The organism is Eubacterium sp. CAG:161 (assembly GCF_000432355.1).
GTDB classification, from domain to species: domain Bacteria; phylum Bacillota; class Clostridia; order Lachnospirales; family Lachnospiraceae; genus Eubacterium_G; species Eubacterium_G segne.
Genome location: NZ_HF991871.1, coordinates 84,798 through 110,378, shown reverse-complemented (window position 1 = coordinate 110,378; position 25,581 = coordinate 84,798). Strand labels below are relative to the sequence as shown.

The 25,581-nt window shown below is 34.0% G+C and carries 28 protein-coding genes; 9 read left to right on the top strand and 19 right to left on the bottom strand.

Going from position 1 to position 25,581, the window contains the following annotated elements; all coding sequences use genetic code 11:
* Positions 1-18 precede the first annotated feature (18 nt).
* From Q5O30_RS07085 to Q5O30_RS07055, 7 genes are all read left to right on the top strand, one after another.
* Entirely contained in the window at positions 19-711 is a 693-nt protein-coding gene (locus Q5O30_RS07085; RefSeq protein WP_021953057.1) for a YggS family pyridoxal phosphate-dependent enzyme, read from the top strand.
* Between the two features lie 27 nt (positions 712-738).
* On the top strand, positions 739-1,329 hold the full coding sequence (locus tag Q5O30_RS07080) for a cell division protein SepF (RefSeq protein WP_021953056.1): 591 nt from the start codon (positions 739-741) through the stop codon (positions 1,327-1,329).
* Between the two features lie 2 nt (positions 1,330-1,331).
* Positions 1,332-2,090 carry an RNA-binding protein gene (locus Q5O30_RS07075; protein ID WP_302674633.1) on the top strand — a complete coding sequence of 253 codons (759 nt, stop codon included), beginning with the start codon at positions 1,332-1,334 and terminating at the stop codon, positions 2,088-2,090.
* A 39-nt stretch (positions 2,091-2,129) separates the two neighbouring features.
* On the top strand, positions 2,130-2,669 hold the full coding sequence (lspA, locus tag Q5O30_RS07070; RefSeq protein ID WP_021953054.1) for a signal peptidase II: 540 nt from the start codon (positions 2,130-2,132) through the stop codon (positions 2,667-2,669).
* A 12-nt stretch (positions 2,670-2,681) separates the two neighbouring features.
* On the top strand, positions 2,682-3,593 hold the full coding sequence (locus Q5O30_RS07065; RefSeq protein WP_021953053.1) for an RluA family pseudouridine synthase: 912 nt from the start codon (positions 2,682-2,684) through the stop codon (positions 3,591-3,593).
* A 118-nt stretch (positions 3,594-3,711) separates the two neighbouring features.
* Entirely contained in the window at positions 3,712-4,416 is a 705-nt protein-coding gene (locus tag Q5O30_RS07060; RefSeq protein ID WP_021953052.1) for an ATP-binding protein, read from the top strand.
* A gap of 15 nt (positions 4,417-4,431) precedes the next feature.
* Positions 4,432-5,487, top strand: coding sequence for a tyrosine-type recombinase/integrase (locus Q5O30_RS07055; protein WP_021953051.1), 1,056 nt, complete (start codon positions 4,432-4,434; stop codon positions 5,485-5,487).
* A gap of 160 nt (positions 5,488-5,647) precedes the next feature.
* Here Q5O30_RS07055 and Q5O30_RS07050 read toward each other — a convergent pair whose 3' ends face one another.
* Positions 5,648-6,025, bottom strand: a complete 378-nt coding sequence (locus Q5O30_RS07050) for a LysM peptidoglycan-binding domain-containing protein (protein ID WP_021953050.1) — start codon at positions 6,023-6,025, stop codon at positions 5,648-5,650.
* Positions 6,026-6,241: 216 nt separating this feature from the next.
* On the opposite strand from Q5O30_RS07050, the gene lexA reads away from it, so the two are divergent.
* Positions 6,242-6,859, top strand: a complete 618-nt coding sequence (lexA, locus tag Q5O30_RS07045) for a transcriptional repressor LexA (protein ID WP_021953049.1) — start codon at positions 6,242-6,244, stop codon at positions 6,857-6,859.
* Positions 6,860-6,970: 111 nt separating this feature from the next.
* Here the strand turns inward: lexA and Q5O30_RS07040 are convergent, their stop codons facing one another.
* The 18 genes from Q5O30_RS07040 to Q5O30_RS06960 all read right to left on the bottom strand — a co-directional run bounded on the left by Q5O30_RS07040 (position 6,971) and on the right by Q5O30_RS06960 (position 24,438).
* Positions 6,971-8,230 (bottom strand): GTP-binding protein, encoded by a 1,260-nt coding sequence (locus tag Q5O30_RS07040; protein WP_021953048.1) that lies wholly within the window; start codon positions 8,228-8,230, stop codon positions 6,971-6,973.
* Between the two features lie 128 nt (positions 8,231-8,358).
* Positions 8,359-9,660 carry an alpha-amylase family glycosyl hydrolase gene (locus Q5O30_RS07035; RefSeq protein ID WP_021953047.1) on the bottom strand — a complete coding sequence of 434 codons (1,302 nt, stop codon included), beginning with the start codon at positions 9,658-9,660 and terminating at the stop codon, positions 8,359-8,361.
* Between the two features lie 14 nt (positions 9,661-9,674).
* Complete coding sequence (gene rsfS / locus Q5O30_RS07030; RefSeq protein WP_021953046.1) at positions 9,675-10,022, bottom strand: ribosome silencing factor; 348 nt, start codon at positions 10,020-10,022, stop codon at positions 9,675-9,677.
* A 3-nt stretch (positions 10,023-10,025) separates the two neighbouring features.
* Positions 10,026-11,228, bottom strand: a complete 1,203-nt coding sequence (nadD, locus tag Q5O30_RS07025; protein WP_021953045.1) for a nicotinate-nucleotide adenylyltransferase — start codon at positions 11,226-11,228, stop codon at positions 10,026-10,028.
* Positions 11,229-11,243: 15 nt separating this feature from the next.
* Positions 11,244-11,537, bottom strand: a complete 294-nt coding sequence (gene yhbY, locus Q5O30_RS07020; RefSeq protein WP_021953044.1) for a ribosome assembly RNA-binding protein YhbY — start codon at positions 11,535-11,537, stop codon at positions 11,244-11,246.
* Positions 11,538-11,549: 12 nt separating this feature from the next.
* The gene (gene obgE / locus Q5O30_RS07015) at positions 11,550-12,833 is read right to left on the bottom strand and encodes a GTPase ObgE (RefSeq protein WP_021953043.1); all 1,284 of its coding nucleotides are present in this window, start codon (positions 12,831-12,833) and stop codon (positions 11,550-11,552) included.
* Between the two features lie 74 nt (positions 12,834-12,907).
* The gene (rpmA, locus tag Q5O30_RS07010; RefSeq protein ID WP_118588605.1) at positions 12,908-13,192 is read right to left on the bottom strand and encodes a 50S ribosomal protein L27; all 285 of its coding nucleotides are present in this window, start codon (positions 13,190-13,192) and stop codon (positions 12,908-12,910) included.
* 2 nt (positions 13,193-13,194) lie between these two features.
* A complete protein-coding gene (locus Q5O30_RS07005) occupies positions 13,195-13,518 on the bottom strand; it encodes a ribosomal-processing cysteine protease Prp (RefSeq protein ID WP_021953041.1) in 324 nt (107 codons plus the stop codon).
* 14 nt (positions 13,519-13,532) lie between these two features.
* Positions 13,533-13,841, bottom strand: a complete 309-nt coding sequence (gene rplU, locus Q5O30_RS07000; RefSeq protein WP_021953040.1) for a 50S ribosomal protein L21 — start codon at positions 13,839-13,841, stop codon at positions 13,533-13,535.
* Between the two features lie 151 nt (positions 13,842-13,992).
* On the bottom strand, positions 13,993-15,168 hold the full coding sequence (locus Q5O30_RS06995; RefSeq protein WP_021953039.1) for a DUF4317 domain-containing protein: 1,176 nt from the start codon (positions 15,166-15,168) through the stop codon (positions 13,993-13,995).
* 25 nt (positions 15,169-15,193) lie between these two features.
* Positions 15,194-15,925, bottom strand: coding sequence for a vancomycin high temperature exclusion protein (locus Q5O30_RS06990; RefSeq protein WP_021953038.1), 732 nt, complete (start codon positions 15,923-15,925; stop codon positions 15,194-15,196).
* A gap of 19 nt (positions 15,926-15,944) precedes the next feature.
* Complete coding sequence (locus tag Q5O30_RS06985) at positions 15,945-17,390, bottom strand: response regulator (protein WP_021953037.1); 1,446 nt, start codon at positions 17,388-17,390, stop codon at positions 15,945-15,947.
* Positions 17,390-19,066: a sensor histidine kinase gene (locus tag Q5O30_RS06980; protein ID WP_302674632.1), complete on the bottom strand. Its 1,677-nt coding sequence runs from the start codon at positions 19,064-19,066 to the stop codon at positions 17,390-17,392. The genes Q5O30_RS06985 and Q5O30_RS06980 overlap by 1 nt, the downstream gene beginning before the upstream one ends.
* 331 nt (positions 19,067-19,397) lie before the next feature.
* A complete protein-coding gene (locus Q5O30_RS11715) occupies positions 19,398-20,033 on the bottom strand; it encodes an extracellular solute-binding protein (RefSeq protein ID WP_370553113.1) in 636 nt (211 codons plus the stop codon).
* Between the two features lie 15 nt (positions 20,034-20,048).
* Complete coding sequence (locus Q5O30_RS11710; RefSeq protein ID WP_021953034.1) at positions 20,049-20,786, bottom strand: extracellular solute-binding protein; 738 nt, start codon at positions 20,784-20,786, stop codon at positions 20,049-20,051.
* Positions 20,786-21,913, bottom strand: coding sequence for a ribonuclease E/G (locus Q5O30_RS06970; protein ID WP_021953033.1), 1,128 nt, complete (start codon positions 21,911-21,913; stop codon positions 20,786-20,788). Before Q5O30_RS06970 ends, Q5O30_RS11710 begins: the two co-directional genes overlap by 1 nt.
* Entirely contained in the window at positions 21,906-22,586 is a 681-nt protein-coding gene (locus Q5O30_RS06965; RefSeq protein WP_021953032.1) for a TIGR03936 family radical SAM-associated protein, read from the bottom strand. Before Q5O30_RS06965 ends, Q5O30_RS06970 begins: the two co-directional genes overlap by 8 nt.
* Positions 22,576-24,438 carry a TIGR03960 family B12-binding radical SAM protein gene (locus tag Q5O30_RS06960; protein WP_021953031.1) on the bottom strand — a complete coding sequence of 621 codons (1,863 nt, stop codon included), beginning with the start codon at positions 24,436-24,438 and terminating at the stop codon, positions 22,576-22,578. The genes Q5O30_RS06965 and Q5O30_RS06960 overlap by 11 nt, the downstream gene beginning before the upstream one ends.
* A gap of 180 nt (positions 24,439-24,618) precedes the next feature.
* Here Q5O30_RS06960 and Q5O30_RS06955 point away from each other — a divergent pair, with 180 nt between their 5' ends.
* On the top strand, positions 24,619-25,290 hold the full coding sequence (locus tag Q5O30_RS06955) for a PHP domain-containing protein (RefSeq protein ID WP_021953030.1): 672 nt from the start codon (positions 24,619-24,621) through the stop codon (positions 25,288-25,290).
* Positions 25,291-25,581 lie beyond the last annotated feature (291 nt).

The window sequence follows — 25,581 nt, the reverse complement described above, 5'->3', positions numbered from 1 at the left end:
ACAGGAAGGTGAAAAGAAATGATAAATGAAAATATCAGCAAGGTAAGAGAAAATATTGTTAAGGCATGTGAAAAGGCAGGAAGAAATCCTGAAGAGGTAACCCTTATTGCAGTAAGTAAAACCAAACCGGTTTCTGCCATAGAGGAAGCTCTTTTGTCAGGAACATTAGATTACGGGGAAAATAAGGTTCAGGAATTATGCGATAAATATGATGTTTTACCGAAAAATATCAGATGGCACATGATAGGTCATTTACAGAGAAATAAAGTTAAATATTTAGTTGGTAAAACGTATCTTGTTCACTCTGTTGATTCTTTAAGATTAGCAGAACAGATTGAAAAAGAGTTTGCTAAACATAATCAGGTTTGTGATATATTAGTGGAAGTAAATATAGCTCAGGAGGAAAGCAAATTTGGCATAAATGCAAAGGAGACAGAAGAACTTATAAGAAAAATTGCAAAATTTGAACATGTAAGAATTAAAGGGCTTATGACAATTGCACCATATACGGAGGATCCTGAAAGTAACAGAGATTACTTTAGGGAAATTAAGAAATTATCAGTTGACATAAGAGATAAAAACATTGATAATGTTAGTATGGATGTTCTTTCAATGGGAATGACAGGTGACTATATGGTGGCTGTGGAAGAAGGTGCTACCATGGTTAGAGTTGGAACCGGAATATTTGGTGAGAGAAATTATAATATATAAATTTAATGATAGATATAGGAGAGAATGATGTCAAAATTTGGGGATAAATTTAAAAATATTTTCACCGTGGATTATGAAGATGATTACGATGATGATTTCTATGATGATTACGAAGAGGATAATGCAGAGGAAGCAGAGCCGGTAGTAAAGAAAAAACGTGAAAGAGTGGTAAGGGATGATGACTTTGAATCAGCACCGTCACCTACACCTTCAAGAACAAGAACTACCCGTTCAACATCTTCCGCAAGAAACAGTGGAAGAAGTACAAGAAGCAGCAAGGTAGTACCAATGAGAAGTAACAGTGATATGGAAGTATGTGTTATCAAGCCGACAGCTTATGAGGAAACAAAGGATATTATTGATACATTATTAGATGGAAAGTCAGTGGTACTTAACTTAGAAGGAATGCGTTTAGAACTGGCACAGCGTATAGTTGATTCTGTCAGTGGCGGATGTTATGCCATAAGAGGAAATCTTCAAAAGATTAGTGGGTACATATATTTAGTAACTCCAAGTTCTGTTGACATTACAGGGGATTTCGCAGACAGTATCAGTGACAGAACCAGTGATTACAATTCAGCATCCTATGAATCCAGGAGAAGTTATTACGGTGAATAGATTTGAATAAAGAAGAACATTTTCTAATAAACAGGTTTAATGAGCTTGCAGATGTGGCATTTAATAGAAATATATATACCAACACCGAGTTTTTAAACATAAATGAAATAAATATATTAGAATCAGTGAAAAATAAATTACCTCCTGTTAGAATTAACCTTACAGGGGGTAATAATTATGCAGAAAGAAAAATTGCCATATTTTCTCCAATGGAGATATATTATCAGGAGGAAATTCCAGTTTCCATAATAAAAATTGCACCAAAGAATTCCAAATATGCTGACAATCTTACTCACAGGGATTATTTAGGTGCTATTTTAAATTTAGGAATTGTAAGAAGTAAAATAGGTGATATTTTTATAAAGGATAACATTGCATATATTTACTGTATGTCAGATATTGCAGAATATATATGTGAGAATCTCACAAAGGTCAAACATACTTTTATTGATAATGAGGTTTTACCGGTTAATAACAGCGTGGATATTAAACCTACATTAAAGAATATAACAGGTACCATTTCCAATGTAAGGCTAGACAGCGTTATATCCACGGCTTTTAATATGTCCAGAAACAGTATTATTGCCTATATCGAAAACGGCAAGGTGTTTGTTAATGGAAAATTAATAACATCTAACGGTTACAGTATTAAGGAAAATGATATTATTTCCGTAAGAGGGTTAGGCCGTTTCGTTTTCAACAGGGTGTTAAAGGAAACTAAAAAAGGAAGAAATCTTATATCCATAGACCTTTATGTTTAAAATTATATTTTCAGATTAAATTGAAAGGACGTTTCAGCAATGAACAAATATAAATACTGGCTTAAAATTGCCTTATTTGAGATGATTTTGATTATATTCGACCAGATAACCAAGTATTGGGCTGCAATCAGCTTAAAAGGCAAAAATGAATTTAATATAATTAAAGATGTTTTGTGTTTTCATTATTTGGATGGTGGAAATACAGGTGCAGCATGGGGAATGTTGTCTGGAAAGACTTTTTTATTTGTAATTTTTACTTTAGTGGCAATTGCATTTATTGTAAAAATTATGTCAAATATTTTCAGATTAATGCGATCTGATAAAAGCACAAAACTTGTGGCTCTAAATTATGTTTTTGCAACACTTATGGCAGGGGCGGTTGGCAATTTGATTGACCGCGTTTTACACCAGTATGTAATAGATTTTATATATTTTAAGCTGATTAATTTCCCAATATTTAATGTTGCAGATATTTATGTTACAGTTTCATGTTTCATTATTATTGTTATGTGCGCTTTTATTATAAGCGAAGATGATTTTAACAATATTATTTCTTTAAAAAGAAATGACAGCAGATAGGAGAAGCAGATAATGTGTGAAAAGATATGCATCAATGAAGAGACCCAGGGAAAGAGAATTGATAAGTTTTTAGGCAAGGCACTACAGGATACTTCCAGGTCATATGTACAAAAACTTATAGATGATAAAAATATTTTAGTGAATGGCCGGGAATGTAAATCTAATTATAAACTTAAATTAGGTGATGTTATATCCGTTGATATTCCGGAACCGATATTTGCCAGCATTAAAGCCGAGGATATCCCTTTGGATATTTTATATGAAGATGATGATGTTTTAATTGTAAACAAGCCTAAGGGCATGGTTGTACATCCTGCACCGGGACATTACACAGGAACATTAGTTAATGCTTTAATGTTTCATTGTAAAGATAATTTATCCGGTATTAATGGAGTCTTAAGGCCGGGGATTGTTCATAGAATCGATAAAGATACTACAGGCGCACTTATAATATGTAAAAATGATTACAGCCATAATTTTATTTCACAACAGCTTAAGGTTCATTCCATTACACGAAAATATGTAGGGATTGTCCAAGGCAGATTTGATGAAACTGAAGGCGTTATAGATGCACCAATTGGCCGTCATCCAAATAATCGGAAACAAATGTGCATTAATGAAAAAAACGGAAAGCCGGCAGTTACCCATTATAAGGTTTTAAAGCAATTAGATAAATATGCCTTTATGGAATTTCAGTTAGAAACAGGACGTACACATCAGATAAGAGTTCATATGGCAAGTATAAATCATCCTTTATTAGGTGACAGCATTTATAACCATAATAAATGCCCATATAAGCTTCAAGGACAATGTTTACATGCAAGGGTTATAGGTTTTGTACATCCTACAACAAAGGAATATATGGAGTTTGAGGCTCCAATACCGGAATATATGATTAATCTTATTGAGAAAGTGCTTTCATAGCACTTTTTTGTTATATCTTTATTCGTTAAACTTGTGTTTTGCGAATAGTTGTATTATAATAATTGAAAAAGTAAGAAAAAAATTTTTAGTACTATTTTTGCTTTTGGTGAGGTAATTTATGAAGCTTCAGAAATTATATAGTTATGTAAGACGTGCCATGGATGATTATTCTATGGTTGATGACGGTGATAAAATTGCTGTTGGTGTATCAGGTGGCAAAGACAGCCTGGCACTTTTATATGCATTAAGTGGTTTAAGAAAATTTTATCCTAAAAAGTTTGATATTGTGGCTTTGACGGTTAATTTAGGATTCAAAAATCAGGACTTTAATCTTATAAAAGATTTTTGTAAGAATTTAGATGTGGAATGTAAAATAATTGACACGGAAATTGGTGATATTGTATTTCATAAGCGAAAGGAATCTAATCCCTGCTCTCTTTGTGCCAAAATGCGCAAGGGTTCTCTTAATGATGTGGCAAAGAAAATGGGATGTAATAAGGTGGCATATGCCCATCACAGAGATGACATGATTGAAACAATGCTTATGTCACTGATTTATGAAGGGCGCTTCCACTGCTTTAATCCTGTTACATATCTTGACCGTATGGGGCTTAATGTTATACGTCCAATGATGTATGTTTCGGAGATGGATGTGATTGGTTTCGCCAATAAATATAATCTTCCGGTGGCTAAAAATCCATGTCCGGTGGACGGTCATACTAAAAGGGAATATATTAAAACTCTAGTCCGTCAGTTAAACAGGGAAAATCCTAATTGCAAAGACAGACTTTTTACTGCTGTTTTAAATGGCGGTTTTGATTAGATTTCAGGAGGAACAATGGCTACACAAAGAAATTATCATGATCAGGTTATTGTAGATAATAATTTAAAACTTAGGGAGTTGCTTAAAAGTCTTCCGGCGTTTTGTGGGGAGTTTTTTAGAGGAATTGAGCCTACTACTTCTTCTAGGACAAGAATTGCCTATGGATATGATTTATCAGTATTTTTTAATTACTTAAAATCAAATAATCCGAAATTAAAGAATGTTAATATTCATGATATAACCCTTGATGTGTTAGATAAGGTTACAGCTACTGATATTGAAGAATATTTGGATTATCTTAAGTTTTATATAGATTCAGATGGTAAGGAACACACTAACAAAGAATGTGGAATTAAAAGAAAATTAGGTTGTCTTAGAACCTTATATAAATTCTTTTATAAAAAAGAAAAAATAAGCACTAATCCTGCTTCTATTGTTGATATGCCAAAAATCCACGAAAAAGAGATTGTACGACTTGATGCAGATGAGGTAGGCAATCTTTTAGATGAGGTGGAAACAGGGGATAAATTAACGGATAATCAAAAGTATTTCCATGAAAAAACAAAGATTCGTGATGTGGCAATTTTAACATTGATGTTAGGTACAGGTATTCGTGTTTCTGAATGTGTGGGAATAGATATTGGAGATGTTGATTTTAAAAATTCAGGAATTAAAATCAGGCGAAAAGGCGGAAACGAAACTGTTGTATACTTCGGCAGGGAGGTTGAGGAAGCTTTACTTGATTATATAGAGGAAAGAAAGCATATTATTGCTGTAACAGGCCATGAAAATGCACTATTCCTCTCTCTACAGAAAAAACGTATGAGTGTGCGTTCAGTGGAAAAATTGGTAAAAAAATATTCTTCCTTAATTACTAATTTAAAGAAAATAACTCCTCATAAGCTTCGGAGCACATATGGTACATCTTTATATAAGGAAACGGGAGATATATATTTGGTTGCAGATGTTTTAGGACATAAGGATGTAAATACAACCAGAAAACACTATGCAGCTATTGAAGACGAACGACGCCGTAAGGCAAGAAATGCCGTCAAGTTAAGAAAAGATTAAAAGAAAAGACTAATTTTAAGAAGAAAATAATTTAGTTTGTATTTGGGGAAATAATACCGGAAGGGATAAACATCCTTTCCGGTATTATAATGTGGATGTAAAATAACATACGGATAACTTATTCTACTACCACAGAAACAAAAATATATAAATAAAAAGATTATTTATATTCATTAGAATAATATGAAATAACAATGTAGTTTCCGGCTGTAATGTTATCAGAGGAAAGTTCATTGTTTTTCTTTACCTCAGATATGTATTCAGGAACAGAAACATTGCTATTGGCAGTGTATTTCTGTGCTATGGATGTTAATGTATCTCCAGGCTGAACTTCATAGCTGGTGTAATATTTGTATGAAGGGTTATCTCCCTGTACAGTTGCGTTTACGTTAACGAAACTAATGGCTGTAACAACAGCTACTGCCAATAATGCAATAAAGCTACAGGATAAAATAATTCTCTTCTTTAATTCAGCAATGCGGGTACGTTTCTGTTGTGCAACAACTTCCCTTCTGTTGTAATTCATTGATTCTTTCATATGTAAATCCTCCGTCGAATAATTGTATTTATAAAAAGTAGTGAACATTTGTTCGTATCTTGTATTGATATAATATCACCAGAACAAATGTTTGTCAACAACATTTTCGAATATTTGTTCGATTTTGTTATTGCCTTTTCTTTTCATATATGATAATATTAACATATATTAAGTACATTAAACGGGACTTACAAATATGAAAAGGAGATTTTTTTTATGGCTGGAAAGATTACACCAAAACAGCAACAGATATTAGATTATATAAAAGATGAAATTTTGTTAAAGGGATATCCTCCTACTGTTAGGGAAATATGCGAGAAGGTATCCTTAAAGTCTACTTCTTCTGTTCATGCTCATCTTAACAGTTTAGAGGAAAAGGGCTATATCAGAAGAGACCCTACTAAGCCAAGGGCAATTGAAATTATAGATGATGAATTTGGATTGTCCAGAAGGGAAATGACCAATATACCTGTTATAGGACGGGTGGCTGCCGGAGAACCACTGCTTGCTGTGGAGAATATTAAGGATTATTTTGCCATACCTACAGAGTTTTTGCCTAATGCAGAGACATACATATTAGAGGTTCATGGAGACAGTATGATTAATGTAGGTTTTTTAGAGGGAGATTATCTTATTATAGAAAAAACTGATACTGCTAAGAACGGAGATATCGTTGTGGCTTTAATAGATGATTCTGTTACAGTTAAGCGTTTTTACAAGGAAAACGGATATATCAGACTTCAACCTGAAAATGACAACATGGATCCTATTATTGTGAATGACTGTATTATTGTTGGAAGGGCACATGCACTTTATAGAAGAAATATTATGTAAAATTAGATGGTTAATTTATTATTGAGATTAATGAGCTCTTATTCATAAAAAATCCGGTGTTAAACATTTCTGCTTAATACCGGATTTTTGCTGTTCTATTTAATTTTGAAATTAGTAGGCAAGACATTTATCAAGAGAATCAATGATACCTTCTTTATCCATATCATGACCGATAAATACCAATTTAATCATTCTGTCTCCTACTTTTTCATCCCAATCATCTATAAGTGTAGGGTCTTCCTGCATCATTTTCTGACGAACCTTTTTAGGAGCTGTAGCAACCCACTGACCTGCATTGGAAATGTTGCACTGCTTTCCTGCCTGCTCAAAAAGATAAGCATTATTGTTATCTTCAGCTGCCCAGATAAGACCTTTACTTCTTATAATTGTTTTTGGCATATTGTCAAGCCAGTCCTCAAATTTTTCCTTTTCAAAAGGAGTTCTTCTGTAGTAAACGAATGAGCCGATGCCGTACTCTTCCGTTTCACCCTCTCCGTGATGGTGATGATGGTGGTGATGACCGTGTTCGTCATGGTCGTGATCATGCTCGTCATGATGATGCTCATCGTGTTCATGCTCATCATGTTCCTCCACTTCCTCATGGTGCTTGCGGCGTTCATCTTCCTCACTGTAATCGTATGAATCTAATTCCTGAATCCAGCCGGCAGACATACTTGCATCTTCAAAATCAAATCTGTTAGTGTTAAGAATTTCATCAACGTCAATCTGTCCGTATGTTGTTTCAAGCATAACAGCTTTTGGCTGAAGCTTTCTGATAATTGCCTTAACCTTGGCAAGCTGTTCAGGTGTAACTGTATCAACTTTATTTAAAATAATGGTGTTACAAAATTCAATCTGCTGAATTAAAAGATTTTCAATATCTTCATCATCTATGTCATCTTTTACAAGATTTTCACCACAACCAAACTCATCTGCCATCCTTGCAACGTCAACTACTGAAACAATATTGTCTAAGCGGGCAATTTTTGCTCTCTTGTCATAAGAACCGTCTAACATCGTAATGGATTGAGCTATAGGAATTGGTTCGCAAATACCACTGGCTTCAATTAAAATATAGTCAAACTTTCCTGAACCAATTAAATCAACAATCTGATTAATAAGATCAACTTTTAAAGTACAGCAAATACAACCGTTTTGCAGTGGAACTAAATTGTCATCTTTCTGGGTAACCTGTCCGCCCTTGGCAATTAATGAGGCATCAATGTTTACCTCGCCAATATCATTTACAATAACAGCAACCTTATATCCCTTCTGATTTGAAAGAACCTGGTTAAGTAATGTTGTTTTGCCGGCTCCTAGGTAGCCTGTAAGTAATGTGACAGGAACTAATTTTCTTGCTGTCTTTTCCATATTATCTACTTCCCTTCGTTAATAATTTATTTATATAATATTGCAGTATACTGCAAAGATATAATCCTCTTAAACCATTATATGGTAATACAAAAATATACATATAATGTTAAGTAAATGTTAAATATCTATTTTAAAATATAGGCTGTGTAACCTTTCATTTCAAAATCAGGTTTTACAGCTATATTATTACCTGAAATCAAATCTGTAAAAGTGTCTTTTTCTGAATTAAAGGAACAGCTGAAACTGTTCTCATCTGCATTAATTGCCACATAAATATTTTCACCATTACAGCTTCGTTTAAATATACATTGTCTGTTTGTAAGAACAACTGATGTAAAATCTCCATAATTTAATGCCTGCTGACTCTTTTTTATGTGGGATAATTTTGCAATATAGGCACTTAATTCATTGAAAACAGGTTTATCAAAGCTTGGTCTTAAAGCAGGATCTCCCTGATTTTTATCTGCCCTTTCACCCCACTCGCTTCCATAATAGATACAAGGAATACCAGGCATGCCAAATAAAAGTGCATAAATAAGCGGCAGATGATTTTCGTTGGAAAGAATACTTGCCACTCTTGTAACATCGTGGTTATCTACAAATGACAACAAGTGTTTTCCTTTGTAAAGAGTCCAGTTCTCCGGACCAAACTGACGAAGGAGTGAATGATTAATTTCAAACATATTCATGCTGTTAAAGCTGGAATAAAGTCCCTTGCAGCATTCATAATTAGTGGCACTGTTAAGCATTTCAGGATTCATGCGCTGGTTATAATCTCCGTGAAGCATTTCTCCTACTAAAAAGAAATCATCTTTAAGACTATCAACATGTTTTCTTAATCTTCTTAAGAAGTCAAAATCAAGACAATATGCTACATCAAGACGTATTCCGTCAATGTCAAACTCTTTTATCCAGAAGGTTACGGCATCTAAAAGATATTCTACTACATCGTTGTTGTAAAGATTAAGTTTTACAAGGTCATAATTGCCTTCCCAGCCTTCGTACCATAAACCGTCATTGTAGTTTGAATTCCCGTTAAAATCAATATTAAACCAATGAAAATAAGGTGAGTTTTCCCGATTCTTTATCACATCCATAAATGGCGGAAAACCACGTCCTACATGATTAAAAACGCCGTCAATAACTACTTTTATTCCGTTGGAGTGCAACTGACTGCACAATTCCTTAAAATCGGAATTATCCCCTAATCTTACGTCTAATTGCTTATAATCTCTTGTATTGTATCCGTGAGTATCAGATTCAAATATAGGTGAAAAATAAATGGCATTGGCACCTATTTCTTTGATATGGGGAATCCATGAGGCAACCTTTGTAATACGATGGGTTAAAACTCCGTCATTTTCAAAGGGTGCACCGCAAAATCCTAAGGGATAAATCTGATAAAATACACTCTCATATGCCCACATTTATATCTCATCTCCTAAAGTTCGTTTATATTAACGGTTTTGCCATCCCGCCAGATTCTTTCCAAATCATAGAATAGTCTGTCGTCCTGATTAAATACATGAACTACAATATCCTTATAATCCATTAAAATCCAGTTGGCATTATTATATCCCTCAATGCTTTTTGGGTGAACATCTTCTTTACCTAACTGTTCAACAACATTGTCAGCTATGGCTTTTATCTGGTTAATATTACTTCCACCGGCTATTATAAAATAATCAGCCAAAACTGAAATTTCCGAAATATCAATTATGGAAATATCCATTCCTTTTTTATCATCAATTGCATTATAGGCAATTTTTACCATTTCCTTTGAGGTCATGTATTAATTCTCCTTATTTTCGTTAATTACATTTTTATAATAAGAATATGCTTTACTTGTGTTATCATCAATTAAATCAGCTGAATTTACCTGTAAATAATCCATGGTGTCTTTTAATATGTCATACACAAGTAAATCTAAATTTTTTAAAGAAATGCTTCTTAAATAATCTAAATTAGGCTGCTTTGTCCGTCCCGGTTCAATGTAATCTGCTGAAAAAATTATTTTTTCCAAATCAGTCATATCTTCCCTGCCTGTAGTATGCCAACGGATGGCAGATAATATTTCAGGGTCGGTAATATTATACTTCTTTTGGGCAATAAAAGCTCCTACCTTAGCATGTAACAAATCAGGCTTTTTCTTTTCTGAATCAGATACTTCTATATTGTTTTCATAACATATATTTAAAAGCTCAGAATCACTCATGTATTTGGCACAATCATGAAGAATACCTGCAAAATAAGCTTTGTTAGGGTTTACCTTAAAATGCTCCGCCATGGTTTTGGCTGTGTCTGCAACTCCTAAAATATGTTTAAAACGGGAAGGTTTCAATAAACTTTCCAAATCTTCCTTGATTTTATTAATGGACCATGCCTTATTTACATTGTTATTGTTGTTGTATAAATTATTTTCTACAATATATTCGTATACAGGTTCAGGGACCATGGATTTTATGGCTTCATAACTGTTGCAGCGGATATAACTTGAAGAAATATCAACTGCAGGCATGGAAAGAATACCAATATGAGTATTGTACTCCTTCTCTATTTCAGAAATATTAACATCCATTTTTTTTGAACTTTCGTCGTCACGCTTAACGGCAATAAGCTTAGCAAACTTTAATATAACGTCAGGTCTGTACCAGCTTTTAAAAGAGGCAATGGAATCACTTCCCATAATAAAATAATATTCATTTTCAGGGTGAAGCTCCTTTAACATATGAAGAGTGTCTGCTGTATATGTTACATCATGACTGTTAAGCTCAAAATCGGAAAATCTGATTTTGTCCAGTGAACCAATGGCAAGCTTAATCATATTTGCCCTGTGAAAATTGCCTGTTATTTTGTTCTTATCCTTATGAGGAGGATAAGGAGTTGGCATAATTAATATTTCATCAAGATTAAATTGCTTAAGCGCTTCTTTTGCAATTGTAATATGAGCATTATGAATGGGATCAAAAGTTCCTCCCAGTATACCGACTTTCATTACGCACTCCTTTAATTACGGTAAAATGATTTTTCTGTTCTTTTCTTCTTTTGCAGGTCTGTATAATACAATTTTACGACCAATAACATGAACCACTTCTGACTTTGTTCTTTCAGCTAAAACCTGAGCAACCTGATGGCAGTCATCAAAGCAGTTCTTTAATATGTTTATTTTAATTAATTCTCTTTTTTCCAAGGCTTCATCAATGGCTGATGTAAGTTCCGGTGTTACGGAGGACTTACCAACCTGAAATATAGGCTGTTCCATTGCTGAAATTTTTCTTAAATATGCTCGCTGTTTACTATTCATTTTTTTCTCCATTTATTTGTAATAATCAAACTGGTGACCATAAATTTTTACTGTATCACCGTCTTTTATACCGAGATTTTCCAATTCTTCCAATATGCCATTATCCTTCATAAAGTTCTGGAAGAACATAAATCCTTTTTCAGAATCAATATTTGTATAACCAAGCATACGTTCAATTCTAGGTCCCTCAACAGAATAAAGTCCGTCTTTGATTTTTTCTACCGTGTATGGCAATTCAATTCCTAACTGGTAATCTTCAGGGTTATATTCCTGTTCATATACTGTTGGGGCATCATCAAACTGATCAAGCATTTCCCTTACATAGAATAATAATTCCTTAAGTCCCTTACCGCTTACGGCAGATATTGGAAATACTTTAATTTCCGGTTCAAATTCTGCCTTGATTTTATCGATAACCTCGTTAGTGTCACCATATATAGCATCGATTTTGTTGGCAGCTATAACCTGAGGACGGGTAAGAAGTTCAGGGTTGTATGCTTCAAGCTCCTTATTAATAGCCTTAATATCAGCTATAGGATCACGTCCCTCTACGGAAGCTGCGTCTATCATATGAATGATTACTTTGGTTCTTTCAATATGCTTTAAGAATTTGTGACCTAATCCTACTCCTTCAGATGCCCCTTCAATTAATCCCGGAATATCTGCGATTACAAAACCCCTTCCACCATCTAAATCCACAACACCAAGGTTAGGATTTAATGTTGTAAAGTGATAGTTGGCAATTTTCGGGTCTGCATTGGTAACTCTTGATAAAAGAGTTGATTTACCTACATTTGGAAAACCTACAAGTCCTACATCGGCAATACTCTTTAATTCAAGGGTAACATTTAATTCCATGCTTTTCTGACCCGGCTGGGCATACTTTGGAACCTGCATTGTAGCTGTGGCGTAATGCTGATTTCCCTTACCACCACGTCCACCTTTAAGTACAATGACACGTTGATTTTTGCCACTCATATCTGCAACAATTTTGCCGGTTTCAGCTTCTCTTATAATGGTACCTTCAGGAACTCTTATAATAAGGTCTGCACCATTCTTACCTGTTTTATTCTGTTTTCCGCCTTCCTGTCCCGGTTCCGCTTTGTAGTTATGTTTATGTCTGAATTCATAAAGAGTATTAAGTCCTTTATCAACTTCAAATATTACATCTCCACCTTTTCCACCGTCGCCACCGTTTGGGCCACCGTTTGGTATATATAATTCTCTTCTAAATGAGACGTGTCCGTCTCCACCTTTTCCGGATTGGATAAAAATTTTAGCAAAATCTGCAAACATGATAAATCCTCCATTATTTAAAATAGGCTCCAAATCAAAACCTGATTTGAAGCCCAATACTGTTCGTGTATAAATTATTCAGCTACCGGATAAACAGAAACCTGTTTCTTGTCTCTGCCTTTTCTTTCAAATCTTACGATTCCATCAGCTGTAGCAAATAATGTATCGTCACCACCACGTCCTACGTTAACGCCCGGGTGAATCTTTGTTCCACGCTGTCTGTAAAGAATGTTTCCTGCTAAAACAAACTGTCCGTCTGCTCTTTTAGCACCAAGTCTCTTTGACTCTGAGTCTCTACCGTTCTTTGTAGAACCCATACCTTTTTTATGAGCGAAGAACTGAAGGTTCATCTTCATCATAGCTATACCTCCTTATAATCTAATGATATAAAATCTTTGTATTCTTTTTCCAAATCCCTAAGTCCTAAAACAAGAGATTTAAGTAAAATTTCTGCTTCCATGCCGGGCTTGTCGTCTAGCATATAATCAATAACGCCGTCATCCTCATGTTGAAAAACACTGAATCTTTCTTCAGTAAGTTCTTCAATGGAATTCATGCAGTTAATGGTTAAAGCAGAAATGCCTGCACATACAATGTCATATCCGGCTTCCGAATATCCGCTGTGTCCGCTTACACGAAAACCAACATAATCATTATTACTGCAATAAATAGTAATGTTTGTCATATCTTATACCTTCACTATGCATTGATCTTGTCAATCTTAAGCTCTGTATACTGCTGTCTATGACCATTCTTTTTATGATATCCGGTTTTTCTCTTGTACTTGTAAACGATAACTTTCTTAGCCTTGCCATCGCCAACAACTGTAGCTTCAACTGATGCACCGTCAACTGTTGGGTTACCAACCTTAACATCATCACCGCTAACCAAAAGAACCTGATCAAAAGTAAACTTGTTTCCAGCTTCAACGCCGAGCTTTTCAACTCTAACTGTTTCGCCTTCAGAAACCTTATACTGTTTACCACCTGTTGCTATAACTGCGTACATTATGGGCACCTCCTATTACTCATTACTCGCCAGCTTCGGTGACTGCATATGCAGTACTTATAACCACACTGAGCGGCATACCATTGTATAATAACATCATAAGATGTAGATGTCAATTGATTTTTGACGATATATTACATGATTTAGGTTATTAATTTATTTTTATACTGTCATTTTGAGATATTGGAATAACTAAATAGGTTTCACCGTCAATATCTTCCTGGCGTATAAGTTCACGCTTCTCATCGTTTACCTTAATTATTATATCACTTCCCTCTGTATCATAGGCCTGGGCAATTTTTCTGTTAAGCTCTTTTATTTCTTCTTTTAAAAGCACTTTTTCGTTATTGTCCTTTACTGCCTTTACTGCTTTATTAGGAATAATATCTCCTAAAAGAGGCAGTTCGTCTTTATCTATTGCAGTAATATATTCTTTACCGATTTTGTCGGCTTTATTCTCTTCTATTCCTGCATAAGTCAGGGCACTTTTTATATTTTCTTCGTTTACTACTGTTTCAGGCTCTGAATCAGAAATTTGCGCCAGTTCAATATTAACTGATTCCATAACCTCTTTTAAATCATCCTCAGAAGTTACATCAGATACCATATCGCAAAGTACGTTCTGCTTCTGGACAAAGGTAAGTTTCTCACGGCATCCCAGTATATCCTGAATTAACTCATTATGAGGATTCTTGCTGTCAGCCGTGTACATTAATACTGAATGAATGTCACTGCTTCTTTCGTTAAATGCCGGGAAAATAAATCCTGTTTCAGGCATTCCAACCATCCACTCCCTGTTAAGGGTTCCAATGCGCATATCGCTTTTGTTATATCCAAGTCCCGGCTTTGATAAAATCATAGGACAAATGGCACATATTATGTACTCATACACTTCTTCTGATTCATCAAGCTTGTTATTATCTGTTGTTTTAGTCATAACGTCATATACATCATGGAACAGTAAAATAAGATAGTTGCCTAAAGAGTCATATTTTTCTATAACCATGTCATAGAAAGCATCCAATAATCCCTGATCCTTTAAACCGCTTTTCTTAATTCCTAAAAGGAACTGCTGATGGCCTCCCGGCTGTTCTTCTTCAAGTGGGAAATCCAGTTCAAGTATATTATTTCCAACATTTGTGGATAAAACTTTTTTTGCAATTTCTAAATATTTATAATATTCTTCATCTTCCAAATTTAAAAATGTTTCATCTAATTTTATAACTTTATTTTTTGAATCATTTACATAACATCCACACATTTTTGTAAATGTGCAGCTGTCTTTCTTTAGTCTTCTTCGTAATTCACCAATAGATTTTTTATCCATTATAGCCTCCCTTGGTTGTTGTAGTTTATTTGTCGTTAGTTATGTCACCGCTACCCTTTAAGTCTATTTTATCACCTAAATATTTAGGTTCCGGACGGGCAATGCACTTGCCAAATGCCTTTATCCTTGCAATATATTCCCTAAACTGCCAATATATCATTTTTTTGCTGTAGTACCGTAAATCCGATGATACACCATAGGCATCAAGTCCTAAGCTTTTGGCAATATAAAGAGCCCTGTACAAATGATATTTCTGGGTAACAATAATCACTTTTCTGGCACCAAAAATTTCCTTTGCACGATACATTGAATCGTAGGTTTCAAAACCTGCGTGATCCATAAATATATCCTCTGAAGGAACACCTTCGTTAATTGCGTAATTTTTCATGGTATTTACTTCGTCATAATTTTCTCTGCCATGATCCCCTGACATAAGTATTTTACCGGCTGCATTGTCCTTATATAATCTGTCACCGATTATAATTCTATCTTCAAGCATATTAGTAGGTGAGCCGTCTTTTCTCACTCCGGCACCTAAAACAATAATGCAGTCAGCATCCATATCTTTAGCATCCTCTAATGAAATGACATTTTCGGATACAGAGTTAGTCATGTACAGATTTATACCAACAACTGCTAACAGTGTTACGAGACAAATAAAAAGTATCCATAGGAAAATTTTTATCAGCATTTTTTTAAATCCACCTTTTTGTTTCTTGTCCGCTTTAGTACCTTTTTGGTCTTTGCACTTTTTCATTCTGCTTTCTCCTTTAGATTTAACCTAAATTATTACGGTACTGTGAAGGAGTAAGACCTGTAATACTTTTGAAGGTTTTCATAAAGTGTTTTTCATGGTCGTATCCTACAGCCTGAGAAATTTCATTTATTTTCATATCTGTTTCAGTAAGAAGTTTTTTTGCTTCTCCAACACGGATGTTTTTTAAGTAGTTGACAAAATTAGTTCCGGTATACTGCTTAAATGTATAAGAAAATAATGAATAATTCATGGATATATAATTAGAAACAACAGCCATATTCAAGTCTGTAGCATATTTTTCCTTTATATATTCAATAGCTTTTTGCATTTTTATATTAGTTTTGTGTTCGTCTATATCCTGACCTACAAGTTCGTTAAAATGGTTAATCCATTCTTTTATCACATCCATGTATACATCAATGGTTTCAAAGGCATATATATCAGCTAATTCATTAATGTCCTCTTCTTTGTTGGCTAAAACATTTTTATAAACCTTCATTGTGGTTCTTATAATTATTTTCATTTGCTCCTGAAACTCATTAATGTTGTATTTGCCGGACTTTACACCTTCTGAAAATGCAGTAAGCTGTGATATAGCTTCCTCTAACTTGTTTGAACAAATAAGATTGGCTGTCTGCATCATATATTTAACACCATATTCAAAGTCTTTAGGAAGTTCTTTGAAACCATCTGCATCTACTAACTTTTCGCATTTTTCAAAGGAAAATCTTCTCATTTGTGCAGCTTCGCAAAAAGCCTGTTTAACGTCAAAGAAATTTTCATATACTAAACTTACACCAACATAGTAATGCTGAAGTTTGGCTTTAACATCGTTAAAATATTGGGCATCAGTAATAATAAAGTTAAGAGAGTCACGCCCCTGAACATAGAAATACTTATCCTTTTCCGTAAATTCATTATCGTCTTCCTTTGCACTAAAACAAAATACTGCATACTTATCAAAAGGAATGTATTTGTGTATTATATGGCATGTGTTTTCAAGTTCTGCCACGGTAATATCATCGCAGAAAATCATATATTTAAGCTGCTGGAAGGCTACGTTACGCTCCTGCATGTATTTTTCCTGTTCTGCTTCATAGATGTCTTCAAACTTAACTAATGTTTCCGTGATTTTTTTTCTATCTACAGGTTTTAAAATATATTCCTGAACTCCGTTTTTAAGCATACCTACCGCATAGTCGAAATCATCAAATCCACTTACTGCGGCTATTAAAGGCTTCTTCTTAAATTCTGAAGCTTTGCTTACTAATGTAATTCCATCCATTTTAGGCATTCTAATATCTGTAAACATTACGTCCACTTCCTGATTTTTTAGAATTTCAAGAGCAGCTTCACCGTTGTTACATTCAATAATATTTTCTATTTCCACACCGCTTCTCTCAATCATAGAGCGAACGCCCTGCCTTATTAATTTCTCATCTTCAACTAAAAGTAAAGTTTTCATTATTGATTCTCCTTGTCAAGTGGTATTTTTATAAGCACTTTTGTGTATACGCCTTCTTTTGAAAAAATCTGTAAACCGTATTCGGCTCCAAAGTACATTTTTAGTCGTTTAGAAACGTTATATAAAGCACGTCCGTGTTCCTTAGATTCATCAACTCCATCAGCGGCATTTATACGTTCTCTAAGTTCCTGTAATTTCTCTTCGGACATACCTGCACCGGCATCGGATACTTCTATATTGACTACATTATTTTCTTCAAATGCCTTAATATAAATATAAGTGTCTTCTGCCATATTTTCAATACCGTGGTATACGGAATTTTCTACTAAAGGCTGTAGAGACATTTTAGGTATTCTAAGTTTCATATATTTATCAGGTATATTAAGAGACAAATATATTTCGTAGTCAAATCTTAAATTTAGAAGATTTAAATAATTTTGTATGTAATGAATCTCCTCACTTAATTCTACCATACCTGAGGTCCATTTCATACTATATCTGAACATTTGCCCCAGGGATGTAATGGCATCTGATATTTCAAACTCAGACTTAATTTCAGCCATCATTTTTATTGTTTCAAGAACGTTATACATAAAATGAGCATTTATCTGATTTTGTAGGGATTTAATCTCTGCATTTTTTACCAGCAGCTGTTTTTGGGTATTTTCCCGGTTTAACTCATCAAGGGAAACAACCATTTTGTTTATTTGTTTACCAAGCTCTGATATTTCATCATTTCCTGATTCTGTAAGTTTAATGTTCTCGCCATTTTCAATTTGGGCAACTTCACTGGTTAGAATATTAAATCTTCTAAAAATATTTCTTATCATAAAAAATACAATAATTATGAATATTGCCGTTGAAATAAGCATAACGTACAAGTAAGGTATCTGGCTCATATAAAAGGAGTCAACGGTATCTTTTATTCCTTTTATATGTACAAAACATCCATTCATGGAAGGTAAATCAGATACAGAAACAATACAGCTTTGATTGTTAAAAGTTGCAAAAACTGACTTGTTTTTTAATTTATATGTAAATTCAAACAGTTTTTTTCTGTTTTTATCAAAAATCTTTTTGTTTTTGTCTGAAGAATAAATGCCACCGTTATTGTCCACAAAACAGCATAGTTCACTGTTATTTTCGTCAAAATATCCTGAAAACATATTTTCAAGAGGCGTTGATATTTCTAAAATAGCAAGGAGTCTGCCGTTGTCATCTTTTATCTGGCTTACTAAACCTATCAGGTGAGAGTTTTTATTTACACTATCAGGAAACACCTTATCTAAATAATCTATCTGCCATGGACTGTATTTATAAGTATCTGCCCAGTCCATATTTGAAAGCCGTCTTATTTTGTAAAATGATGGTTTTTTCTCTGTAATGTCAGCGTTTACAAAAAGCCGCACCTGATATATGTAAGGATTAATAGTGGTCATGGTTTCAAGGGCAGACAGTTCTTTTTTGTAAAAATTGATTTTTTCAGAAGAACTTAATTCCTCACCTTTTTGTCTTAACTTTATATAATCCTTAATGGAGTCATTTTGTTCTATTGTCTGTTTGGCTAAATTACAAACTTCCTGTATATCATTGGCATTTTGCAAAAAAGTTTTCATATAAATTTTTTCGTCTTTTAATGCAATATCTTTGGCATTGCCGCTCATGTTTATAAACATAATAATAGTCCAGGAAACGGCACATAAAATTATAAATGTGGTAATTATAATAATTACTTTGCCGCTTAGGGAGTTTATATGCATTTTAAATTTGATTTTATTAGAAACACGTTTCATTTATTTATCTAAACCTAACTTTTCTATATTTTCCTGTATTTTTAATGTAAGGGCACTTAACACCCTTTCGTATCCCATCTGATATCTTTCTTTCATATAGTTGTTATAAATTTTATCAAATTCCCTGTCGGATTTTGATAGTAATAAAAGAGGTAAAACGTCACCCCATTTTTTTTCGGCTTTGTTTTTAATTTTTCCAACATCTGTTGAAGTGTCAAAAACAATGGTATATTGCCCAACGTATGTGGTATAAGGATATGACCATTTTTGTATAAGGATATGACCATTTTTTTAGCTGGGTAACGGGATTATCAGGATCATCCTTAATCCACTGGGATGCCATGGCATCATTTTGCATCATCCAGTAACAGGAATCACCTCCATATATACTGTTGTATTTTTTACGGTCAGTGTATAGAAGCTTTCTAACGTCATCCTTTATTTCAGGAACACCATCTTTGTTGTAGTCCCACATCTCACCCTGGGTTCCTAACCATGTCATTTTCTGCCCTTCTTCACTTAAAAGGTATGTGAGAAGTTTTATGGCAGCCTTAGGGTTTTGGCACTTCTTTGAAATCATGGTTACAGTCCAGCCATTTACGCTTGTTCCCGGAAGAGTGTAGTCGTCACCGGAAAGATTTTTCGGACCGTCAACGGCAATGTATATGCTATCAGGATTGTTTTTATAAAGATTTTTTTCCTGATCAGATAAATCCGTATATTGATATATCATGCAGAAGTATTGTCCGTTATTAATTTTTTCAGATTTCTGGGTTCGACTCTCAACAAAAATTTCATCCTTTAAAAGACCTTCTCCGCCAAGTTTTCTAAAGGCTTTAAGCCATGTAATATAGTCCTTGTTTTTTTAACGGTCAATGGCATTCCCTTTTTTGTCAACGTAAGGAACCGCTAAGAAATCCAAAAGATAATTATCAAAGGAATCACAGCCTATATCGTTAAATTCAGTACAACCTACAGGAATCATTTCATTTCCGTCAATTGTAGGAAACATTTTGGCTGCTTTTTCTACTGCTTTAACAAAGCCTTCAGGTGTAGTCATATCAGGACTTCCAATGGCTTCGTAAATATCCTTTCTTACAAGAAAGGCTTCATTGGAAGCTAAATTATCATATTTTTCGTAATCTGACGGAGAACAGGCTGAATTTGGATAGCCGTATAAATGTCCGTTAGGTCGTGAGTGCCACTTTACAACCTGCTCATTTACAACGTTATAAAAGTAAGTATCGTATTCATCTGCAAGTTTATCCAGAGCATATACTTTTTTATCGTTTATCATTTCACTTATTTCAGGTTCCCACCATCCCAGAGTTATTAAATCAGGAAGGGAATCGGAGGCAATCATTGAATCCAGCTTCTCATTGGGATTGCCGGTTGGTGTAATAAAGCTGATGTTACACTTGGTTTTCCTGGTAATGGCCTTTGATACAATGTTATTACCCCAGTCTGTATTAAACCACGAAAAATTTATATACCATGACAAATCTGTATATTTTTCTGCTTTTTCTTTTTTTCCACAACTGCAAAACAGCGATAATGCCAGTGCAATGCATAACAATACACTAATTATCTGTTTATGTTTCATTACTTATCACCTACTATTTCATTTAATGGCTTTTCTTTTTTTTGGCGGGAAATTTCCATTAAGCCTAAATGTGTCATTCCCCATATATTACATTTAACGTAATCACAGTCAACATATGATTTTAAGATGTCTTCAAGATTTTGGTAACTTTCTTTTTTAGACATATTTATAAAATCTACAATTATAATTCCTGAAATATTACGAATCCTAAGCTGCTTAGAAATTTCAAGGGCTGCCTCAAGATTGATTTTTTCAAATGTTTTTTCTTTGTTACTACGAAATTCTGCTTTTCCCGTATTTACATCTATTACAGTTAACGCTTCCGTAACTTCAATTACCAGATAAGCTCCTGACTTAAGCCATACTTTTTTTGATAATGCATTTTTCAAATGTTTTCCTAAAGCATATTTGTTACATAAGCTTATGGAAGTATCTGTAAAATAAGTTGCAGATATCCGGCTATTTGTAAGAAATTTATAAACATTTTCATTGTCTGTTTTTATTTCTCCTGAATATTTATTTATAAATTCATTACATGCATTAACAATTTTGTTGTTTTCAAAAAGCAAAGCTTTAGAAGTTGAAAAATTAAATTTCCTTAATATATCTTCATATTGTTTCTTTAATAAATCAGCCTGAGCTAATATATCCTCCATGGAACAATCGGCTCCGGAAGTTCGTAAAATAAATCCATATTCCCCGGTGTCAAGAGAGGAAAGGGACGACTTTAACCGGTTGCGTGTGTCATTATCCGTGATTTTTCTTGATATGCTTATTCCACTGCCACCTACTACCATTACCAAATTATCAGAAGAAAGGTTTAGCTTTAAGGTAAGGGCATAGTCCTTGGTTTTTATTTTGTCTCCTGCAACCTGAACTAAAATTTTGCCCCCGGACTTTGGCTTTTTCTCTATATTTTTAAGGGAAAGAAATCCTTTTAAATTGTCCCCGAATTCCACGAAAGCTGCATCAATATTTTTTACAACATCCTTAACATATCCGCAATAGATATTACCTATTAATGAATTGTCACTGAAATTTTGAATACGATACAATTCATCATTAATAAAATAAAATCCAAGTAATATGTTATTATAAAAATCACTTATAATCAGCCTGTTATCCAATGTTTTCTCCTATATCACTACCAATATTATCTAAGGAAATGAGCTTGCCATCCTCAGTGCAATACATATCAAGACGCTCATAAATATATGAGGTATCACTTTTTTGTGTGAAATTTTCAAGGGCTGTAACTACTAATTCTGGTTTCAGATTTTGAGCACTTCCCTGGGCAAGCTTTATAAAAATGCCATTATCCTCTTTTTTGATGGAATATATCAATGGCTTTATATCTACTTCCTTCTCACTTTTCTTAGTCTTCTTAATTACATTGATGGAATCCTGATTTATAAAACCGGTAATATCATCGTCTGTAAATATATCTGTATATACAAAATAATCTGCAGCAGACATAACAGCCATGGCATTTTTGGCATTATCAGGAAGTAATTTATAGCTTAAAACTTTTACTCCTTCAACGTTTTGCTCGTTTATTCTTTCTATTGCCTCTTTAGTAGAAAGGGTGGAGTTTACTTCCATATCAAAGTATTCACCTTTACTTAAAACACCTACACTAAGAGGTGCTGCAAAAGACATTTTCTGGTGAGGTGAAAAACCTTCCGAATATGCCACATCAATTTCACCACGGCGCATTACTTTTTGAAAATATCTAACCATATCCAAATGACCTATAAATTTCATTTGTCCCTGTTTTGAAAAACGCACTCTAATTTTCATGGCAAATACCTCCTCCAAAAGATGCTGCTCCACATCCGGAACATTTCATACGACAGTTAGGAGTTACGGTTTCATTATGGGCATTATGCCATTCTCTAAGTAAGAAATTTTTAGTTACTCCTGTATCAATGAAATCCCAAGGGAAAATTTCATCTTCTTTTCTTTCTCTTGTTACATAAAAATCAACATCTATATTTGTTTCTTTAATGGCTTCCTGCCATAATTCTTCATTATGAAATTCTGACCAGGCATCATATATTCCACCTTTTTCATATACATAAAGAATGGTTTTGGCCAGTTTTCTGTCGCCTCTTGCCAGTAAACCTTCAAGTACACTTATATCTGACTCATGCCAATGATATTTAATACTTTTTCTGTTTAACAGAGTTTTTAATTTGTCATTAACTCTTCGTGCCTTATCCAGGAAAACTTTGGAGGTACACATAGGTGCCCACTGAAATGGTGTAAAAGGCTTAGGCACAAAGAAAGATGTGCTGGCAGTAATCTGGCATTTTCCGTTTCTCTTTTCTTTTGGCACTGTTTCATAATATAATTCAGCTATTTTTTCGCATAAATCCATTATTCCGTCAACATCGTCGTTAGTTTCAGTTGGCTGACCTAACATAAAATAAAGCTTTACTTTATTCCAGCCACCTTTAAATGCCTGTTCACATCCATTTAAAATATCCTCTTCCGTAAGTCCTTTATTAATAACGTTACGCATTCTTTGGGTACCTGCTTCCGGAGCAAAGGTTATAGAGCTTTTCTTTACATCCTGTACCTTGCTCATTACATCTAAAGAAAAGGCATCAATTCTAAGAGAAGGCAGGGAAATATTTATATGTCGTGATTTACACTCTTCTATTAAGAAATCAATAAGCTCTTTTAAATGACTATAGTCACTGGTGCTTAAGGAACTTAAGGAAATTTCTTCCTGCCCTGTGGCTTTTAGCATGGTTGTAGCTAAATATTTTAATTTTTCAAGGCTTTTTTCCCTTAACGGCTTATATACTGAACCTGCCTGACAAAAACGACACTCTCTTATACAGCCTCTTTGTACTTCAAGAACACATCTGTCCTGTGTTACCTTAATAAAGGGAACAAGAGGCTTTTCAGGGTATTCTACTTTGTCAAAATCAAGTACAATATCTTTTCTCACGCCACCTTTGGCATGAGGGTTATTAGGAACCATTTCTTTAATGGTGCAGTCTTCATTGTATGTCACATCATAAAATGCCGGGACATACATACATGGAATTTCCGCAGCCATTTCCAAAAACTCTTTCCTTGTACCACCTTTTTTCTTGTTTTCTTTATATAAATCAAGGAGGTGATAAAATTCAGTTTCCCCTTCGCCCATATAAAAAATATCAAAAAAATCTGCTACCGGTTCCGGATTGTAAGAACATGGACCGCCACCCATAACAATAGGCTCATCCTCACCTCTGTCCTTTGAAAGTAAGGTCACCTGACTTAAATCAAGAAGCTGTAATATGTTAGTGTAACACATTTCGTATTGTAATGTTATGCCGATAAAATCAAAGTCCTTTACACTATCCTGGGATTCTAGGGCAAATAATGGGATATTTTTCTCACGCATTATTTTATCTAAATCAACCCATGGGGAGTATACTCTTTCACAGTACACATCATCTCTTTTATTTAATAAGTCATAAATAATCTGTATACCTAAATGGGACATACCTATATCATATACATCAGGAAAGCACATGGCGTATCTGATATCTACACTTTCAGGGTCTTTAACTACCATGTTTACTTCATTTCCAATGTAACGTGCAGGCTTTTCTATATTTAACAATATTTCATCTGATAAAGCTAATTTTCTCATATTTCTCCTAGACTTTTATATTAATTCTGTAGTTTTTGTGATATTAATGTGTTATACTATTTAGCTGTAAAAATAAGTTTCACATATGCTTTAATTTAGTATTATACCATTCTTTATAATACTATATAGAAATGTTTTTTACAATAAAAGCGAAATATTAACCCGGGAGATTTTAATAAAATGTACAAATACGAAACACACTTACATACAAAACACGGAAGTGCATGTGCTACTATTTCAGGAAAGGGACAGGCTTTAGAATACAAGCATGCAGGCTATACCGGAATTATTATTACCGAACATTTTTTTAGGGGAAATACCTGTATACCAAAGGATTTGCCATGGGAAGAAAGAATTAATCTGTTTTGCAGAGGATATGAGGAGGCAAAATACTATGGAGATAAAATAGGTCTTCAGGTATTCTTCGGATGGGAAGAAACATATGATGGACAGGATTTCTTAGTTTATGGACTTGATAAGGAATGGCTGCTTAATCACCCTGAAGTTGAACATTGGACAATAAAGGAGCAGTTTTTGGAGGTTTCAAAATATGGTGGAATGGTTATACATGCTCATCCTTTCAGAGACAGACCATATATACCAAAAATCAGACTTTTTCCTAAGCAGGTACACGGGGTGGAGGTGTACAATGCAGGAAATTATAACGAAGAAAATGAAAGAGCATATATGTATGCAAAACAATATAATCTTCCAATTACTGCCGGGGGTGACAGCCACCATCATGATATTACCTGCTCCGGCATTGGCGTGGAGGAAAGGTTTGAAAGTATTGTGGACTACATTAAATGTATTAAAGAAAATAAGCCAAAACAGTTGCTTTACATTAATTAAAAAATGGGGCTATCGCACAGCCCCATTTTTTAATTAACGTAAAGCAACATTATAATTATTTTTTAACAAAACATCTGTTTTATTTTTTTATGGAAATAACTTTAATATCAGACCATTTCCCATATATTATTTTTTTATTAGCAAAGGTATAAACCCTTGCTTTTACATAATAAACTATTTTTAACACTTACAGGTATTAATTATAGTTGACACTCCCCACAGCTAAAGCAGGGGGATTCTTGCTTCAACCACTACTGCACTTGCTGATGCCTTTCGGTATCACAATGTCTT

Excerpts from the sequence above, each read along its gene's own strand:
- rpmA (WP_118588605.1), bottom strand. The coding sequence starts at position 13,192 with ATGATGAAGATGAACCTTCAGTTCTTCGCTCATAAAAAAGGTATGGGT.
- Q5O30_RS07065 (WP_021953053.1), top strand. The coding sequence starts at position 2,682 with ATGTGTGAAAAGATATGCATCAATGAAGAGACCCAGGGAAAGAGAATT.
- Q5O30_RS07060 (WP_021953052.1), top strand. The coding sequence starts at position 3,712 with ATGAAGCTTCAGAAATTATATAGTTATGTAAGACGTGCCATGGATGAT.
- rsfS (WP_021953046.1), bottom strand. The coding sequence starts at position 10,022 with ATGACCTCAAAGGAAATGGTAAAAATTGCCTATAATGCAATTGATGAT.
- Q5O30_RS06985 (WP_021953037.1), bottom strand. The coding sequence starts at position 17,390 with ATGAAAACTTTACTTTTAGTTGAAGATGAGAAATTAATAAGGCAGGGC.
- Q5O30_RS07005 (WP_021953041.1), bottom strand. The coding sequence starts at position 13,518 with ATGACAAACATTACTATTTATTGCAGTAATAATGATTATGTTGGTTTT.
- nadD (WP_021953045.1), bottom strand. The coding sequence starts at position 11,228 with ATGAAAGTCGGTATACTGGGAGGAACTTTTGATCCCATTCATAATGCT.
- Q5O30_RS07050 (WP_021953050.1), bottom strand. The coding sequence starts at position 6,025 with ATGAAAGAATCAATGAATTACAACAGAAGGGAAGTTGTTGCACAACAG.
- Q5O30_RS06960 (WP_021953031.1), bottom strand. The coding sequence starts at position 24,438 with ATGAGAAAATTAGCTTTATCAGATGAAATATTGTTAAATATAGAAAAG.
- Q5O30_RS06965 (WP_021953032.1), bottom strand. The coding sequence starts at position 22,586 with ATGAAAATTAGAGTGCGTTTTTCAAAACAGGGACAAATGAAATTTATA.
- Q5O30_RS06990 (WP_021953038.1), bottom strand. The coding sequence starts at position 15,925 with ATGAAAAAGTGCAAAGACCAAAAAGGTACTAAAGCGGACAAGAAACAA.
- Q5O30_RS06955 (WP_021953030.1), top strand. The coding sequence starts at position 24,619 with ATGTACAAATACGAAACACACTTACATACAAAACACGGAAGTGCATGT.
- Q5O30_RS06995 (WP_021953039.1), bottom strand. The coding sequence starts at position 15,168 with ATGGATAAAAAATCTATTGGTGAATTACGAAGAAGACTAAAGAAAGAC.
- Q5O30_RS07085 (WP_021953057.1), top strand. The coding sequence starts at position 19 with ATGATAAATGAAAATATCAGCAAGGTAAGAGAAAATATTGTTAAGGCA.
- yhbY (WP_021953044.1), bottom strand. The coding sequence starts at position 11,537 with ATGAATAGTAAACAGCGAGCATATTTAAGAAAAATTTCAGCAATGGAA.
- Q5O30_RS07040 (WP_021953048.1), bottom strand. The coding sequence starts at position 8,230 with ATGGAAAAGACAGCAAGAAAATTAGTTCCTGTCACATTACTTACAGGC.
- Q5O30_RS07080 (WP_021953056.1), top strand. The coding sequence starts at position 739 with ATGTCAAAATTTGGGGATAAATTTAAAAATATTTTCACCGTGGATTAT.
- lexA (WP_021953049.1), top strand. The coding sequence starts at position 6,242 with ATGGCTGGAAAGATTACACCAAAACAGCAACAGATATTAGATTATATA.
- Q5O30_RS11710 (WP_021953034.1), bottom strand. The coding sequence starts at position 20,786 with ATGAAACATAAACAGATAATTAGTGTATTGTTATGCATTGCACTGGCA.
- rplU (WP_021953040.1), bottom strand. The coding sequence starts at position 13,841 with ATGTACGCAGTTATAGCAACAGGTGGTAAACAGTATAAGGTTTCTGAA.
- lspA (WP_021953054.1), top strand. The coding sequence starts at position 2,130 with ATGAACAAATATAAATACTGGCTTAAAATTGCCTTATTTGAGATGATT.
- obgE (WP_021953043.1), bottom strand. The coding sequence starts at position 12,833 with ATGTTTGCAGATTTTGCTAAAATTTTTATCCAATCCGGAAAAGGTGGA.
- Q5O30_RS07035 (WP_021953047.1), bottom strand. The coding sequence starts at position 9,660 with ATGTGGGCATATGAGAGTGTATTTTATCAGATTTATCCCTTAGGATTT.
- Q5O30_RS07055 (WP_021953051.1), top strand. The coding sequence starts at position 4,432 with ATGGCTACACAAAGAAATTATCATGATCAGGTTATTGTAGATAATAAT.
- Q5O30_RS06980 (WP_302674632.1), bottom strand. The coding sequence starts at position 19,066 with ATGTTTATAAACATGAGCGGCAATGCCAAAGATATTGCATTAAAAGAC.